15 protein-coding genes are annotated in these 14,660 nt (G+C 60.9%); 7 read left to right on the forward strand and 8 right to left on the reverse strand.

Translation table 11 applies throughout. The features are described 5' to 3' along the window. Positions 1–49: 49 nt before the first annotated feature. The 3 genes from AX768_RS00265 to AX768_RS00275 all read right to left on the reverse strand — a co-directional run bounded on the left by AX768_RS00265 (position 50) and on the right by AX768_RS00275 (position 3,184). Positions 50–838 carry an alpha/beta fold hydrolase gene (locus AX768_RS00265; protein WP_061998290.1) on the reverse strand — a complete coding sequence of 263 codons (789 nt, stop codon included), beginning with the start codon at positions 836–838 and terminating at the stop codon, positions 50–52. Between the two features lie 153 nt (positions 839–991). After that, positions 992–2,188 (reverse strand): DUF3108 domain-containing protein, encoded by a 1,197-nt coding sequence (locus AX768_RS00270; protein WP_061998291.1) that lies wholly within the window; start codon positions 2,186–2,188, stop codon positions 992–994. A gap of 129 nt (positions 2,189–2,317) precedes the next feature. After that, a complete protein-coding gene (locus tag AX768_RS00275) occupies positions 2,318–3,184 on the reverse strand; it encodes an IclR family transcriptional regulator (protein WP_082778704.1) in 867 nt (288 codons plus the stop codon). Between the two features lie 104 nt (positions 3,185–3,288). Here AX768_RS00275 and AX768_RS00280 point away from each other — a divergent pair, with 104 nt between their 5' ends. The 4 genes from AX768_RS00280 (at position 3,289) to AX768_RS00295 (ending at position 7,146) form a co-directional block, all read left to right on the forward strand. Further along, the gene (locus tag AX768_RS00280) at positions 3,289–4,302 is read left to right on the forward strand and encodes a fumarylacetoacetate hydrolase family protein (RefSeq protein WP_061998293.1); all 1,014 of its coding nucleotides are present in this window, start codon (positions 3,289–3,291) and stop codon (positions 4,300–4,302) included. Positions 4,303–4,376: 74 nt separating this feature from the next. After that, a complete protein-coding gene (locus AX768_RS00285; protein ID WP_061998294.1) occupies positions 4,377–5,558 on the forward strand; it encodes an ABC transporter substrate-binding protein in 1,182 nt (393 codons plus the stop codon). Positions 5,559–5,592: 34 nt separating this feature from the next. Next, positions 5,593–6,420, forward strand: coding sequence for an enoyl-CoA hydratase/isomerase family protein (locus AX768_RS00290; protein WP_061998295.1), 828 nt, complete (start codon positions 5,593–5,595; stop codon positions 6,418–6,420). Between the two features lie 45 nt (positions 6,421–6,465). Further along, a complete protein-coding gene (locus AX768_RS00295) occupies positions 6,466–7,146 on the forward strand; it encodes a PhaM family polyhydroxyalkanoate granule multifunctional regulatory protein (protein ID WP_155524147.1) in 681 nt (226 codons plus the stop codon). A gap of 28 nt (positions 7,147–7,174) precedes the next feature. Here the strand turns inward: AX768_RS00295 and AX768_RS00300 are convergent, their stop codons facing one another. From AX768_RS00300 to AX768_RS00315, 4 genes are read right to left on the reverse strand one after another with little or no spacing between them, the layout of a single operon-like run. Then, entirely contained in the window at positions 7,175–7,708 is a 534-nt protein-coding gene (locus AX768_RS00300; RefSeq protein WP_061998297.1) for a chalcone isomerase family protein, read from the reverse strand. Between the two features lie 11 nt (positions 7,709–7,719). Beyond that, positions 7,720–9,009, reverse strand: coding sequence for an SAM-dependent methyltransferase (locus AX768_RS00305; RefSeq protein ID WP_082778847.1), 1,290 nt, complete (start codon positions 9,007–9,009; stop codon positions 7,720–7,722). A 7-nt stretch (positions 9,010–9,016) separates the two neighbouring features. Then, positions 9,017–9,850 (reverse strand): DUF1365 domain-containing protein, encoded by an 834-nt coding sequence (locus AX768_RS00310; RefSeq protein ID WP_061998298.1) that lies wholly within the window; start codon positions 9,848–9,850, stop codon positions 9,017–9,019. Beyond that, positions 9,847–11,139 (reverse strand): NAD(P)/FAD-dependent oxidoreductase, encoded by a 1,293-nt coding sequence (locus tag AX768_RS00315; RefSeq protein WP_061998299.1) that lies wholly within the window; start codon positions 11,137–11,139, stop codon positions 9,847–9,849. The genes AX768_RS00310 and AX768_RS00315 overlap by 4 nt, the downstream gene beginning before the upstream one ends. 355 nt (positions 11,140–11,494) lie before the next feature. Between AX768_RS00315 and AX768_RS00320 the strand changes: the two genes are divergently transcribed. The 3 genes from AX768_RS00320 to rfaE2 all read left to right on the forward strand — a co-directional run bounded on the left by AX768_RS00320 (position 11,495) and on the right by rfaE2 (position 14,379). After that, a complete protein-coding gene (locus tag AX768_RS00320; RefSeq protein ID WP_069638339.1) occupies positions 11,495–12,424 on the forward strand; it encodes a MerR family transcriptional regulator in 930 nt (309 codons plus the stop codon). 462 nt (positions 12,425–12,886) lie between these two features. Continuing rightward, positions 12,887–13,759, forward strand: a complete 873-nt coding sequence (locus tag AX768_RS00325) for a hypothetical protein (RefSeq protein ID WP_061998301.1) — start codon at positions 12,887–12,889, stop codon at positions 13,757–13,759. A gap of 137 nt (positions 13,760–13,896) precedes the next feature. Further along, positions 13,897–14,379, forward strand: a complete 483-nt coding sequence (gene rfaE2, locus AX768_RS00330; protein ID WP_061998302.1) for a D-glycero-beta-D-manno-heptose 1-phosphate adenylyltransferase — start codon at positions 13,897–13,899, stop codon at positions 14,377–14,379. A gap of 35 nt (positions 14,380–14,414) precedes the next feature. On the opposite strand, the gene AX768_RS00335 is transcribed toward rfaE2, so the two are convergent. After that, positions 14,415–14,654 carry a hypothetical protein gene (locus tag AX768_RS00335; RefSeq protein WP_062000652.1) on the reverse strand — a complete coding sequence of 80 codons (240 nt, stop codon included), beginning with the start codon at positions 14,652–14,654 and terminating at the stop codon, positions 14,415–14,417. Positions 14,655–14,660 lie beyond the last annotated feature (6 nt).

Genomic DNA, 14,660 nt, shown 5'->3' on the forward strand with positions numbered 1-14,660 from the left:
TCAAGGGGTGGCCTCGACGTTGATTCCGAAAGCCCATCGAGGACCTTTGTTAGACATTCTCCCGCAAAAATGTTTCCAGAAGAGCCACGAAACGCTGTGTTTCTTCTACCGGGGACAGATGTGCCGCGTCAAGTATTTCAAATTTTGCACCGGGTATTGAATCCGCCACCACTTTGGACTGCGCCGACGGTAAATCAACATCGTGTTCACCTGCAACAACGAGCGTGGGCGCATTAATCGACGCTACTCGCCCTCGCAGATCGAAATCCCTGATGGCTTCAGCCACTTTGGCGAAACCTTCAACGGACGTCCGTGCAACCATTTCGCCAACATGTTCGACCACTTCAGGATGCGCTTTTCTGAACCGTTCTGTCAGTACGCTTTGTACCGTAGCTTCCACGATACTCGACGTGCCGTTTTGCCGCACGTTCGCTGCACGCTTGTCGAAATCCGGCTTCATCTCGCTCGTCGTGAAAATCGGAGCGCCTGCAACGGTCAGAGTGTTCACCTTGTCCGCATGGTCGACTGCGAACTGCTGCGCAATCATCCCGCCTGCCGACAACCCGACCAGATGCGTCGATGTCACGCCCAGCTTGCTCAACAGCTCGGCAAGATGACCGGAAAGTGCTTCGATGCTCAATGGTTCCGTGGGCGCGGCGCTTTCACCATGTCCGGGAAGATCGTAACGCAGTACCGTGTAGTCATCGCGGAAGTAACCCGCGATCTGGTCCCATACCGATAAATCGCCTGAAAGATGATGGGCTAAGGTCAGCCATGGACCACCACCTTCGTTGCTCACAACATAACGCGTGTCGATACCGTTAATCGTCACATGCATACTGGCTCCGTTGGAATGCGGGTTCAGTTCGGGATCGAACCTTGGTTGCACAACCGCGCGCCTGGAGTCGTCTGCATACCTTCTTAACGGATGCTTCCGTTGCAATCTTTAACCCGTTTGCATGCGTTGTGGCTGCATGAAACATGCTGCGGGTCAGGGCTTGTCGGGCTCGGGCGCGCCGGGTGTTGCATCAGGAGTCGCATCCGCCGTGCCCGCACCCGGCGTGGACGAAGGCGGCTGGAGCTTGCCGCGCCAAAGCAGTTCGATCTGCAAGCCGTTGGGCTCGGTTTGCACGATACGAACCGGCAGCCATCCAATCGATGGCGCAAGCCAGATGTCGAGACGGCGACGGTCGTTGTCGCGTCTTGCGAGACGCGTGAAATGACGCGCCTGTACGTTGCCGTCGCGGGCTTGCACGTTTTCGTCGCCGACGGTTTCTATCGGCCAGAGCTCGTCGCTGTCGTTGTCCGCGACGCTGAACTGGCGCACGACGCCGGGTTTGTAGGTATCGGGCGAGCCGCGTACGAGGCTCGCAAGTTGCATCACGACGCTGAAACGATCCTGCGCGCCGTCGACAAGCGGCTGGCTGTTCGGCGTGCGCGTGTAGACGAGTTGTTTCGTGCTGCGATCGAAGACGGTGATGTCGGCGGCGCGGCGGCCGCGTTGTTCCGAGTATTGCTCGGGTGCGATGCCGAAGCCGTCGATATGACCCTTGCTCGAATACACGAACGGTCCGACGAACGGCAATGGAATCGATACGACCATCTCGTAGTGTTGCGCCGAGTTGATCCAGTGGATCGTGCCGGTCTGGTTCATGACGCCGTTGATCAACGTGTCGTAGCGGAGGTCGCCGGTGGGCGGGACGTCGAATTTATCGCCGGAAGCGGCTGGTTTTGCAGCCGCCGATTCCGCTTGCGCGGCTGCTGTATCGCTGGCGGCTTTTGCGGCGGCCTGGGCCTCTTGTGCGGCTTGAGCTGCTTGTTGGGCCTGAGCGGCTTGCGCTGCTTGTGCGGCTTCAGCAGTTTGTTGTGCTGTCGTGATGGCGTGCGTCGGCTGGGCCGGTTGCGGTGCTGGCTTCGGTGCCGGCTTCGGCGGCTGCGCAGGAAGCGCCGGTGCCTGTGCAACGGGCTTGGGCGTCAGCAACTCCACTTGCACCGGGACATGCTCGGCGGGCGCGGGATTCGATACATTCCGGCTCCTGTCCACCCAGCGTCCCGCAGCCCAATGCAGGGCCAGAACTGCAAGCAGCACGGCAAGCCACAAGGTCCATCGGAAGGATGGAGTGGCGGATGACTCGTCGGACGAGGCGCCGGATACAGTGCGACGGCGGCGAAGCAAAGAGAACGGCATCAATAAGGTCGGAAGCGTTCGAGCAGAAAAGGAGCGTGAATGGATGTGAGCCATTGGCGCCAACGCCAATGTGACTCATGCGTGCGCCGCGGCGTTCCGCACACGCTGCAAATCAGGCGCATCGAAATCTTACCGTTCTCCCGGCTTGTACCCGAGTTCGTAAGAAAGCTGGCCGGCGCATTCGCGTAAGGCGGTATCGATGTCGCCGCCCCAGCGGGTATCGAACGATCCTTCATGACCTAGCGCAATCAGTCCGAGCGCAAGATCGCCGGTTGAGTCGAACACGGGCATGCAGAAAGCATGGATTCCCGGCAGCAACATGCCCTCGACGCGCGATGCACCGTGCGCGCGGATCTCGGCGAGCAAGAGTTCCACATCTGCTATGGTCTGGCGCGTGGCCTCGAGTTCGCGATCGAGCATCGCCTGCGTCTTGCTGCGCGGCAGGCACGCGGCAAACAGCAAACCCGTCGCCGACGACAACAGCGGCATGACATCGCCAAGCTTCAACGATGCCTTCGCTGGATGGCTCGATTCCATCCAGTGCACGACTGTCGGGCCCTGATTGCCCCATACCGCGATCCCCACCGTCTGGTCCAGCCGGTCGCGTAAATCCGTCAGTGCGATACGCGCGAGCTTCACGCCATCCACGCGTGCAAGGCGGGCAAGACCCATCTGCAGCGCGAAGCCGCCAAGCTCGTAACGCCCGGAAACCGGATCCTGCGATACCGCGCCGAGCCGCAAAAAACTCACCAGATACCGGTGCGCTTTCGCCGGACTCATCCCCGCGCGCTGGGCGAGATCGCGCAGCATCATGGCGCGCGGCTCGTTGGTCAGCACGTCGAGCAGACGGAAACCCACCTCGATCGACTGAATGCCGGAACGCGACTTTTCCCCGGCGGTATCGGAGGAATCTTCCGCGTCGGCGGGTTCGAAAGCCGGTGGTTCCAACCGTGATTTCAACCTTAAGGACGATGCTGGACGGCTGGGAGATGACATGAAGAAATCGATTCCGGCACAAACCGGGCGGTAAAAACGGGGTGGACACGATTCACCATCGTAAAATAGATTTCCTCCATCGTCACTAAACGTCGAAACGCTCTATGAAACTTGCCACGCTGAAGGACGGGACGCGCGACGGCCAACTGGTCGTCGTATCACGTGATTTGCGCACGGCCGCCATTGCGGACGCGATCGTGCCGACGCTGCAACGCGCGCTGGACGACTGGAATTTCTACGCGCCGCAATTGCTCGATTTGTCGGACGCGCTCAATCAGGGCCGTGCGCGCCATTCATTCACGTTCGATGCCAAAGCGTGCATGGCGCCGCTGCCGCGCGCATTCCAGTGGGCCGACGGCTCGGCCTATGTGAACCACGTCGAACTCGTCAGGCGCGCCCGCAAGGCAGAAATGCCGCCCGAGTTCTGGACCGACCCGCTCATGTACCAGGGCGGCGCGGATGATCTGCTTGGACCTGCGGATGACATCGTGTGTGCGTCGGAGGCATATGGCATCGACTTCGAAGCCGAGGTCGCCGTGATCACCACCGACGTTCCGATGACCACCACACCCGCCGAAGCGCTGAGGCACGTACGCTTGCTGATGCTCGTCAACGATGTCTCGTTGCGCAACCTGATCCCGGCTGAACTGGGCAAGGGCTTCGGTTTCTTCCAGAGCAAACCCGCGACCGCGTTCTCGCCGGTTGCCGTCACGCCCGACGAACTCGGTGATGCCTGGAGCGAAGGCCGCGTCCATAGACCGATGATCGTTCACTGGAACAACAAGAAAGTCGGCCAGCCCGATTGCGGCACGGACATGGTGTTCGACTTCGGCCAGTTGATTGCGCACGCGGCGAAGACGCGCAACGTGCGGGCGGGATCGATTGTCGGTTCGGGCACGATCTCGAACAAGGACGCAAAGCGCGGCTATGCGTGCATTGCGGAGAAGCGGTGCCTGGAAACCATTGAGCACGGCGCGCCCGCGACCGAGTTCATGAAGTTCGGCGACAGCGTCAAGATCGAAATGTTCGATGACGCCGGCAAGTCGATCTTCGGCGCGATCGATCAGTCGGTGGTTGCCCTGCACGAGCAAACCGCCAGGCAAAACGCCATCCAGTAACGGGTTTCGCCCGATGCGCCCGGATGCTGCGCCGCCCTACACTTAGCCGCATTGTCCATAACAAGGAGATTTCAATGCATTCAGGCGGGGGATGGGGCGCGGCATTCAGGCGGCTGGCGGCAGCAAGCGCATTGATCACGGTTTCGGCGGCTGCGTGGGCGCAGACGCCGCATGTCAAGATCGGGCTGGTTTTATCGCTGACGGGACCGGCCGCGTCGCTCGGCATTCCGGCGCGCGATACCGTCGCGTTGCTGCCGAAGGAAATGGGCGGACGTCCGGTGGATTACATCGTTCTCGACGATGCATCGGACACCACGCAAGCCGTCCAGACCACGAAGAAGCTCATCTCCGAAGATCATGTGGACGCGATCATCGGGTCATCGATCACGCCGAATTCGCTTGCCATGATCGATGTCGTCGCCGATGGCAAGACGCCGATGATCTCGCTCGCGTCGTCATCGAAGATCATCGAGCCCGTCGATGCCAAGCGCCACTGGGTCTTCAAGACGCCGCAAACCGATGCCATGATGGCGTCCGCCATCGCCGAACATGCCAGCAACCATGGCGTCAAGACAATGGCGTTCATCGGGCAGGCCGACGCGCTCGGCGAGACGTTCTACACGGAAGTGTCGAAGTTCGCCCAGCTCCACAAGATCACGATGGTCGCCAACGAGCGCTTCAACCGCACGGACACGAGCGTGACCGGACAAGTGCTGAAAATCCTCGCGGCGAAGCCCGATGCCGTGGTCGTGGGCGCGGCGGGAACGCCGGCCGCACTGCCGCCAAAGACCTTGCGCGAACGCGGCTTCAAGGGCCCGATTTATCATAACCACGGCACGGGCAACCGCGATTTCCTGCGCGTATGCGGCGCCGATTGCAACGGCACGTTCCTGCCTACAAGCCCGGTGCTGGTCGCCTCGCAGTTGCCCGACGATCATCCGGCCAAACGGCTCGCGCTCGACTACATCAAGCTGTATGAGACGAAGTACGGCGCGGGCACGGTATCGGCGTTCGGTTCGTATGCATGGGACGCGGGCATGTTGCTCAACCGGGCAGTGCCGATTGCAATGAAAGCGGGCGCGCCGGGCACGCCGGAATTCCGAAGCGCGCTGCGCGACGCGCTGGAAGACACGAAGAATTTTGCGGACACGAACGGGCTGGTCAACATGACGCCGAACGATCATATCGGGCTTGACCAACGGGCGCGCGTGATCGCTGAAATCGAGAACGGCAAGTGGGTTTATCAGCCGCGCTAAGAACCTCAACGCCAGTCATCAAATCCGTCAAACCATGAGCGATCTTTCTCTTTACTCGCAATACACGTCGCTGGAATTGCGCCGGCACGAGCACGGCGTGCTCGAAATCATCATGAACGGCGCGGGCGCAAACAAGAGCGGACTCGCGACGGCCGATGCAAACACGCATCGCGAGCTTGCCGATATCTGGCGTGATATAGATCGTGATCCGGACACGCGCGTGGCGCTGATTCGCGGCGAAGGGAAGGGTTTCTCGGGCGGTGGCGACCTGCATCTGGTCGAACAGATGGCCTCCGATTTCGATGTCCGTGCACGTGTCTGGCGTGAAGCGCGAGACCTTGTCTACAACGTGATCAACTGCAGCAAGCCGATCGTTTCGGCCATGCACGGCCCGGCTGTCGGCGCGGGTCTTGTGGCGGGGCTGCTCGCGGATATATCGATTGCGGCGAAAACGGCGCGCATCATCGACGGTCATACGCGGCTCGGCGTCGCCGCCGGCGATCACGCGGCGATCGTGTGGCCGTTGTTGTGCGGCATGGCGAAGGCGAAGTATTACCTGCTGTTGTGCGAACCGGTGAGCGGCGAAGAGGCGGAGCGGATCGGGCTGGTATCGCTGGCAGTGGATGAAAGCGACTTGCTGCCAAAAGCGTTCGAAGTCGCGAATCGTCTGGCTCAAGGCTCGCAAACGGCCATCCGCTGGACCAAGTATGCGTTGAACAACTGGCTGAGATCGGCGGGTCCCGCCTTCGATACGTCCCTCGCGCTCGAATTCATGGGTTTCGCCGGGCCCGACGTGCAGGAAGGCATCAAGTCGCTGCGCGAGAAGCGCGCGCCGGATTTTCCGGGCGGCTCGCCTTTTTGATCGGCGATCATTGAATCCATTGCGCAGCACCAAGGAGCAAGTCTGATGACCGATACACCCGGCGGTACGCCGCCCTTCGGAAGTTTTCCCGGCATGTCCGGTTTTCCTCAGGGCGACATGATGGAAAAAATGTGGGACATGATGAAGATGAATCCGTTTGCGGCGGCGGTATCGTCGAGCGGATCGCCTTCGCTCTCCATGATGTCGGACATGCTTGCGCCGCTCACGAACGTCGAGGAACTCGACAAACGCATCAAGGACATGCGCGCCGTCGAGCAATGGCTCAAGCTCAACCTGAACATGCTGCAATCGGCGATTCAGGCGCTGGAAGTGCAGCGCGCGACGCTCGCGACGCTGCGAGCATTCGGCGCGTTCGCGCAGTCGTCGGTGGACAGCGCGAAGAACTCGGCTGCGGCGTCTTCGTCGGCGTCTGCCGGGGCCTGGCCTGCGCCACCTGTGCGGGAAGAACAGCCCTCGCCGGAAGCGGAAGCGCCGAGCGAAGCCAGCGCGAACGACGCTTCATTCGATCCCACCGGCTGGTGGAACATGCTCCAGTCGCAGTTCAACAACCTGGCGACGCTCGCGATGGCGCAGCAACCGGCTGCATCGGATTCGGCGAATGAGGACGTCGAACCGCCAAAAGCCGCCGCGCCCAAGGCGCCGGGAAAACCCGCTGCCAAGAAAGCAACCGCAGCCAAACCGGCGGCGAAAAAAAAGCCGCTGTGAAGCGGCGTTGATTGCAAGGTGGCGCGGATTACTGCGCCGCCCCATTCGCCAGCAACTGATTGCGCAACCCCGGCGCCGATGTCCGCGGATCGAACCAGATCGAGAAAAACGCGCGGGCGAAGTCATCGCCGGGAATCGTGCCGATGACCTTGTCGTCCGCATAAAAGGTCGTGCCGCGCTCGGGCACGAACACGCCGACAACATGGTCGCCGGGCTGTACGTCCGGAAAAATCTTTTCCAGTTCCTGCTGCCATTCCCGCGTCTGCGACTTGCTCGCGAGTTTCAGGTCGTCCATCTCTTCGCGGCCCCGTTTTGCAATAGACGCGCCTTTGAATGGCCGCGCATATTCGATGTCGAGCGCGAACGGCCGCGCCGTCAGTTCCTTGCTCGACAGACCCGTTGGGCCAACGTAAAGCCTGGCGTCGTAGATATGAAAGCCGTACATGCGCAGTTCGCCCTCGCCTTGAACGCGCGCTTGCGGAATCGTCTGACGCACGAGCGGCGCGGCATCGAAGGCGAACGCCTGTAGCGGCAAGACGAGCAGCATCAGCGCCGCAGCCATGAACCTTCGAATCAGGCGTGTTCCAGCGTGAACTGGATCACGTCGGTGTTCGAGTGCGCGAAAGCGGCCTCGCAATAACATAGGTAAAAGTCCCACAAGCGGATGAAACGTTCGTCGAAGCGTTGCGCGCGGATTTCGTCGAGGCGCGCCACAAACGCATTACGCCACAGCTTGAGCGTGCGTGCATAGTCCTGGCCAAACGAGAGCTGATTGACCACTTTCAGCCCGTGGCGTTCGGCAGCCTGCATGAAGACAGCCGGTGAGGGCAGCATGCCGCCCGGAAAAATATATTGCTGGATGAAGTCGGTGCTCGTGCGGTAACGGTCGAACAGGGCGTTATCGATGGTGATGGTCTGCACGCATGCACGTCCGCCGCGCTTGAGGTTGCGCTTGATGCACTCGAAGTAGCTCGGCCAGTATTCCTCACCCACGGCTTCGAACATTTCGATGGACGCAATGGCATCGAACTGGCCGTGGGTATCGCGGTAGTCCTGCAGGCGCAAGTCCGAACGATCGCCGAGACCCGCGTTCGTCATGCGCTGCTGCGCGTACGCAAGCTGTTCAGTGGATAGCGTGAGACCGGTGACGCGCGCTTTCGCAACGCTCGCCGCGAGTTCGGCGAAACCACCCCAGCCGCAGCCAATTTCCAATACGTTCAAATCGACGCCGTCGAGCTGCAACTCGTTCAGCAGGCGCCGGTACTTCGCGCGTTGTGCATCGGCGAGGGTCTGGTCGGGCGTGCCGTCGAAGAGCGCGCTCGAATAGGTCATCGTGCTGTCGAGCCAGAGCTTGTAGAACGCGTTGCCGAGGTCGTAATGCGCGTGAATGTTGCGCCGGCTGCCTTCCTTCGTGTTCGCATTGCGCAAATGGCGCAGGCGGTTCGTCAGCTTGCCGAACCACGAGCCGTAGATCACCGCTTCAATGGTCGTGCGATTGCGCACCATGATGTCGAGCAGTGCGGCGAGGTCGTCCGTATGCCAGTCGCCTGCGAGGTAAGTCTCAGCAAAGCCGATATCGCCGCTCTTCAACGCCGCCGCGCACACATTCCAGTTCGTCAGCACGACGCGGGCGTGCGGTGCGTTCGCGGCTGCGGGTTCATCGGCGGGCTGGCCGTAGCGGCGCGTGGTGCCGTCCGGCAGGTGGACATCAAGAACGCCGTATTGCAACTGGCCCAGCAACCTGAGCACCACGCGCGCAGCTGCCGGTTTGTACAACGCGCGGTGCGTGCGCAAGAGCGGCCGGATGAACCAGGACGCCGCGGGACTTCGAAGCGATGAAGGAGAGGAGGGCTGAGTCGACATTTGCAAGTCACCTGGTCGGCAGTTCGGCCCGCTCGTGCGAAACATTCGCGGACGGCGGAGTGGGTTTGCTCAGGAACGGCACGCGTTTGATGAACAGCTTCAGCGCCTGCCAGTGAATTTTCGCGACGACGCCAAATGTCATCAGCGGATAACCGAAGAACACACGCAGCACGTTGGCTGAGTCAAGCGCACGCGCTGTGCCCGCAATGCTGGTCAGCAGAAGGGGACCCTCGTCGTCTTCATAGTCGATGCGCGCGAGCGAGCGCATCGGCTTGCCGTGTTTCGGCGGCGCGAACATGAAGCGGAACGTGTAGCGGCCCTCGACCTTGCAGAACGGCGAGACGTGGAAGACCTTGCGCGCGGTGAGCGGTGTGCCGTTCAGAATGCCGCCGCCGGGGTCGAGCAAATAGCAATGGCGCTCGCCGAACGTGTTATTCACTTCGCAGACGACGGCGCGCAACGATCCATCTCCACGTTCGCAAAACCAGAAGCTCACGGGATTGAACACGTAGCCGAGCACGCGCGGGAAAGCCTGGAGGTAGATCTCGCCGTCGGCATCCTGGATGCCGTTGTCATGCAGCATCGATTCGATCCACTGCAGCGCCGTTTGTCCGGGTACGCCGTGGTCACTGTCGTGAAAGCTCAGCAAGCCGAAGCGGTTGTACGCGAACATGCGCGAGTCTTGCAGCGTGCCTTGGGCGAGCCGCGCAGCGCGGGCGCGCAGCGGCAGGCGCAACGTGTAGACGCCGTAGGCAAAGGCGTTGCGTGCCGGGCGCAGGCGCTTATGGCGAACGGGGCCGACGAGCAGCAGGTCAGGTGAATTGAAAACAGGCGCTTTCATGCTGCAAGCGCCGGTTCATCGCGATTCAACGCGATGGCTGTCAATCTGGCCGCCGCATCCAACCCGGATTTCAGGCCGTCCTCGTGGAAGCCGTAACCCGTCCATGCGCCGGCGAACCAGGTGTTGCGCGCGCCTTGTATGGATGGCAGGACGCGTTGGGCCTGGACCGCCGCTTGATCGAATACGGGGTGGCTGTACGCGAACTCGCGCAGCACGGTTTCGGGACGCGGCTCACGAACCGGATTCAGCGAAACGATCACCGGAGTTTTGAACGGCAACGGCTGCAGCTTGTTGATGAGGTAATGCACGCACAACTGCGGTTCGGCGCCGAGTTCGCCGGTACGGCTTTCGTAGTTCCACGCCGACCAGGCGCGCTCGGCCGGCAACAGCGATGCATCCGTATGCAACACCGCGCGATTCGGCGCATAGCCGATTGCGCCGAGGGTCACGGTTTCATCGTTCGATGGGTCGGCTAATAGCGCAAGCGCCTGATCGCTGTGGCATGCGAGCACGACGTGATCAAAGTGTTCGATGCCCCGCGCGCTTTCGACTTCCACGCCATGCATGCCCCGTTTCACCGATGTCACCGGCAACCCGGCATGGGCATCACCGATGGCGGGCAACATCCGCCGCACGTATTCGCGCGCGCCGCCGTTGACCGTATGCCATTGCGGCCGGTCGTTGACCTGCAACAGGCCGTGGTTATGACAGAAGCGGATCAGCGTGCCGATCGGAAACGCCATCATCTGCGTGGTCGAGCATGACCAGATCGCGCCGATCATCGGCAGCAGATACCAGTCGCGAAACGCAACCGAATACTTCTCACGTTCGATAAAGCGGCTTACCGGCTCGGCGAGTTCAACGTCCTTGCGGGCGAGCGCCATGGCGGTCGTCGTGCGGTTGAAGCGCAGGATATCGGCGAGCATGCGCAGGAATGCGGGGCGCAGCAGGTTGCGGCGCTGCGTAAAGACTGTGTTCAGGTCACTGCCGGCCCATTCGAGATGTTTATCCGTTACCGCGACGGAGAACGACATGTCGGTTGCGGTCGTCGGGACGTCGAGTTCCTGGAACAGCTTCACGAGGTTCGGATAGGTGCGGTGGTTGAACACCAGGAAGCCCGTGTCCACCCCATGCGTCTCGCCGTCCAGCGTTACGTCCACCGTGTTCGTATGGCCGCCGAAATACCCGTTGGCTTCAAACAGGGTGACGTCGATACCCGCCTGGGACTTTGCCAGCCGGTATGCGCACGACAACCCCGAAATCCCCGCTCCGATTACCGCAACCTTCATGACGTTGCTCCGTGTGTCTTTGTCTTGTTGTCTGCTTCCGGCATCTTTTTGCGCCGTGAAACGTCCCGCGTCGCTCCTCGACGGTCAAGGTGATTTACGCAATATCTACTTCGCTGGATGCAAGGCCAGGCAATTAATGTCCATGCCCTGGCAACGGTTTGTCCACTACAAAACACAAAACTCGTCTATGATCAATCATGTTGCCAATCGTTGAGAATGTCCATATATATTAGGTCTAAGGCGATTTCACTGCAGTCATCACAATTTTTAGGTCGCAATTTTGTCCATGACAAATACATCGGAAAGTAATCTGCCCCTCAAAAATGGCAGCCTCAACGCCGGCGATGGAGAAGCCATGGCGACGCAGTTGGACGGCGTTGGCGTAGGTATCGGCATTGGTGCGATCGCGCACGAGATCGGACTGACCAAGGACACCTTGCGTGTCTGGGAGCGGCGTTACGGCTTTCCGCAACCGTTGCGCTCGACGGGCGGCGAGCGGCTGTATCCGCAGGAGCAGGTGACCAAGCTAAGGCTCGTCAAGCGTTTGCTCGATGCGGGTCATCGGCCGAGCAAGGTATTGCCCCAATCCATCGCGCTGTTGCAGCAACTCGCCGAAGATTCGGGCGTGGGGCAGGACGCGCCGGATGTGGAGCTGGACAAGATGGTGGAGCTGCTGCGCTCCGGCCGATACGACGACTTTCGTTTCGAGCTGCTCAAGCGCGCCACGCGGGAGGGCCTTGCGCATTTCGTGCTGGACGTGGCGGCGCCGCTGTCGGCGCGCATCGGCAACGCATGGGCCGCCGGGACGTTGCAGGTCTATCATGAGCACCTTTTCAGCGAAGCAATGCAGGTCACGCTGCGCTCGCTCATGCGTCCATTGTCCGAAGCGTTGCGTGGCCGCGGCGCGCATCCGCGCGTGTTGCTCACGACGCTGCCCGGCGAGGGTCATGGCCTGGGCATCCTGATGGCCGAGGCCATGTTTGCGCTCGCCGGGTGCGAATGCATTGCGCTGGGCGTACAAACACCGCCGCAAGACATCATCGATGCAATCCCCGCGCACGAGGTCGATGTCCTCGCGTTGTCCTTCTCGGCGTCCGTCCCGGTGCAGTCCGTGGTGAACGGACTCACGGATCTGCGCCAGGCGCTGCCGGCGAAAGTCGCAATCTGGGTTGGCGGGAGCAGTCCTGCGTTGCGACGCAAGTTGCCAGACGGCATTCTCACTGTGAACGGGCTTGCGCCGATTGAAGAGGCCGTCGCCGAGTGGCGTCAGAACGCCATGCTATGATCGGCGCGGCTGTTTGCCGTGTTTCTGTAGTCGCATCAAAGGACTGCTGGCGGTGTATGCGGGTTCACACCGACGCATCAGAGGGAACGGTATGCGTCTTGCGCCTGTCATAGCCGGAAGGCATGCTCAGGCGGCTGTGCTGGATGCATCTGGACAGCTTTTAAGAGCATCCTAAATAGTTTCACTCGAGTTCCATACAGTTCGCGCTTCGTACTTACCTCAGGCACAGGGTTCGCTCCTCACCCACGGTAGACATTGCTTACCGCCCAATGCGGCGGAACGGCAACGGGCAAATCGTCGCAGATGGACGCGACAGGCGCTTCTTTGCCGCTTTTGCATCTGGGCGCCTGATTCCCGCGTAAAATTGAAAGCTTCGCTGCTGGCGGCGCGGATGACCGCGCGGGCTGGCTACAGTTACAACAGACAGAATCGTCGCACTATGTTGCAATCCAGGGGTGGACTATGAACACGATGCTTTATCCAGAACTGTACAAATCGCTTGAATCGGTTCGTTGGGACATGGAGAAAGACATTCCCTGGGACAAGTTCGACTCGGCGCTCTTGACCGACGAACAAGCCAAGACCATCAAGATGAACGCGATCACCGAATGGTCCGCGTTGCCCGCCACGGAAATGTTCCTGCGCGACAACCACAACGACAGCGACTTCTCTGCGTTCATCAGTGTGTGGTTCTTTGAAGAGCAGAAGCATTCGCTCGTTCTCATGGAATATCTGCGCCGCTTCAAGCCGGAGATGGTGCCCACCGAAGCCGAGCTCGACGCAGTGCGCTTCGAATTCGACCCGGCGCCGCCGCTCGAAACGCTGATGCTGCATTTCTGCGGCGAAATCCGCCTGAACCACTGGTACAGGCGTGCGGCCGAGTGGCATACCGAGCCGGTCATCAAGCACATCTACGAAACCATTTCCCGCGACGAAGCCCGGCACGGCGGCGCGTATCTGCGCTACATGAAAAAAGCGATGGTGCAGACCGGCGATATCGCTCGTGCGGCTTTTGCAAAGATCGGTGTGCTGATGGCCTCGGCGCGACGCACGGAAAAACCGCTGCATCCGACCAACCTCCACGTGAATCAGGCGCTCTTTCCGCGCGACACCATCCAGTCTCGCCTGCCTGATCCGGAATGGCTCGAACGCTGGCTCGACGACCAGATTCGCTTTGACGATAGCTGGGAGAAGAAGGTCGTCGAACGGATCTTGCATAACTTATCCATCCTGTTCGAGCGTTCGTTCCTGACGGCTCAGGAGCTGAACCGGTATCGCAAGGAAGTGGTGTTGCGGTTGCAGGCGGCCAAGGGCGCGTCGGAACAGCCTGCCTGAGCTTGACTGCTGGTTTGTTCAGTTCTGGAAACAAGGAAGCAGCCCGCCGGTTCATGCCCGCGGGCTGTTTTCTTTTTCGAAGCGCCGTCGCGTGCGTGGCACACTACGCACCTTCCTGATTTCTCCTTGTTCCTGCCATGGCCGCTCCTTTCGAATGCAAGATCATGACGCGCGTTGCGCTTGCCGCGTTGCGCCCGCAACTGAGCGCGCCCGTAGTCTTCACGAATGGCGTTTTCGATATCCTGCATCGCGGACATGTGACCTATCTCGCCGATGCCAAAGCGCTGGGCGCAACGTTGATCGTGGGTGTGAACAGCGATGCATCGGTGCGTTTGCTCGGCAAGGGCGATGACCGGCCGATCAATCGTGAGGACGACCGCATGGCGCTCCTGGCTGCGCTGGAGAGCGTCGACTGGGTGGTGAAGTTCGAGGAGTTCACGCCGCTGGAACTGATCGGCGAATTGCATCCGGATGTGCTCGTGAAAGGCGGCGATTACGACATGGACAAGCTTGCCGAATCCGCTCTGGTGCGCAGTTGGGGCGGCAAGGCGCTCGCCATTCCGTTCGAACATGAACGCTCGACAACCGCGCTGCTCAAGAGGGTACGCACGCAGGGGTAGGTGCCTGGTTGCATGGCAGCGGCCGAGTTAGCGGCTTATTGCGAAAGCGGCGCGGCCTGAACTGCCGCCGCTGGCGCAGGACCGCCGACCACGGCCTGATCCGCCGCTTCTTCCGGGCTGATGGGACGCGTGCGGACAAGTTCAGGGTGAATCTGGCGGTCGAGGTGTTGCGGTTCGCGTCCGCCGGCAGACGGCAACGGTCCGAACACGCCTTGCACGACCACGAACATCAGCAGGTTTGCGAGGAACAACAGGGCGATCAGCCAGCGCAGCATGGAAAG

Source organism: Burkholderia sp. PAMC 28687, assembly GCF_001577465.1.
In the GTDB taxonomy this organism is placed as follows: Bacteria; Pseudomonadota; Gammaproteobacteria; order Burkholderiales; family Burkholderiaceae; genus Caballeronia.

Excerpts from the sequence above, each read along its gene's own strand:
- AX768_RS00270 (WP_061998291.1), bottom strand. The coding sequence starts at position 2,188 with ATGCCGTTCTCTTTGCTTCGCCGCCGTCGCACTGTATCCGGCGCCTCG.
- AX768_RS00290 (WP_061998295.1), top strand. The coding sequence starts at position 5,593 with ATGAGCGATCTTTCTCTTTACTCGCAATACACGTCGCTGGAATTGCGC.
- rfaE2 (WP_061998302.1), top strand. The coding sequence starts at position 13,897 with ATGGCCGCTCCTTTCGAATGCAAGATCATGACGCGCGTTGCGCTTGCC.
- AX768_RS00280 (WP_061998293.1), top strand. The coding sequence starts at position 3,289 with ATGAAACTTGCCACGCTGAAGGACGGGACGCGCGACGGCCAACTGGTC.
- AX768_RS00285 (WP_061998294.1), top strand. The coding sequence starts at position 4,377 with ATGCATTCAGGCGGGGGATGGGGCGCGGCATTCAGGCGGCTGGCGGCA.
- AX768_RS00315 (WP_061998299.1), bottom strand. The coding sequence starts at position 11,139 with ATGAAGGTTGCGGTAATCGGAGCGGGGATTTCGGGGTTGTCGTGCGCA.
- AX768_RS00325 (WP_061998301.1), top strand. The coding sequence starts at position 12,887 with ATGAACACGATGCTTTATCCAGAACTGTACAAATCGCTTGAATCGGTT.
- AX768_RS00320 (WP_069638339.1), top strand. The coding sequence starts at position 11,495 with ATGGCGACGCAGTTGGACGGCGTTGGCGTAGGTATCGGCATTGGTGCG.
- AX768_RS00300 (WP_061998297.1), bottom strand. The coding sequence starts at position 7,708 with ATGGCTGCGGCGCTGATGCTGCTCGTCTTGCCGCTACAGGCGTTCGCC.
- AX768_RS00265 (WP_061998290.1), bottom strand. The coding sequence starts at position 838 with ATGCATGTGACGATTAACGGTATCGACACGCGTTATGTTGTGAGCAAC.
- AX768_RS00335 (WP_062000652.1), bottom strand. The coding sequence starts at position 14,654 with ATGCTGCGCTGGCTGATCGCCCTGTTGTTCCTCGCAAACCTGCTGATG.
- AX768_RS00295 (WP_155524147.1), top strand. The coding sequence starts at position 6,466 with ATGACCGATACACCCGGCGGTACGCCGCCCTTCGGAAGTTTTCCCGGC.
- AX768_RS00305 (WP_082778847.1), bottom strand. The coding sequence starts at position 9,009 with ATGTCGACTCAGCCCTCCTCTCCTTCATCGCTTCGAAGTCCCGCGGCG.
- AX768_RS00275 (WP_082778704.1), bottom strand. The coding sequence starts at position 3,184 with ATGTCATCTCCCAGCCGTCCAGCATCGTCCTTAAGGTTGAAATCACGG.
- AX768_RS00310 (WP_061998298.1), bottom strand. The coding sequence starts at position 9,850 with ATGAAAGCGCCTGTTTTCAATTCACCTGACCTGCTGCTCGTCGGCCCC.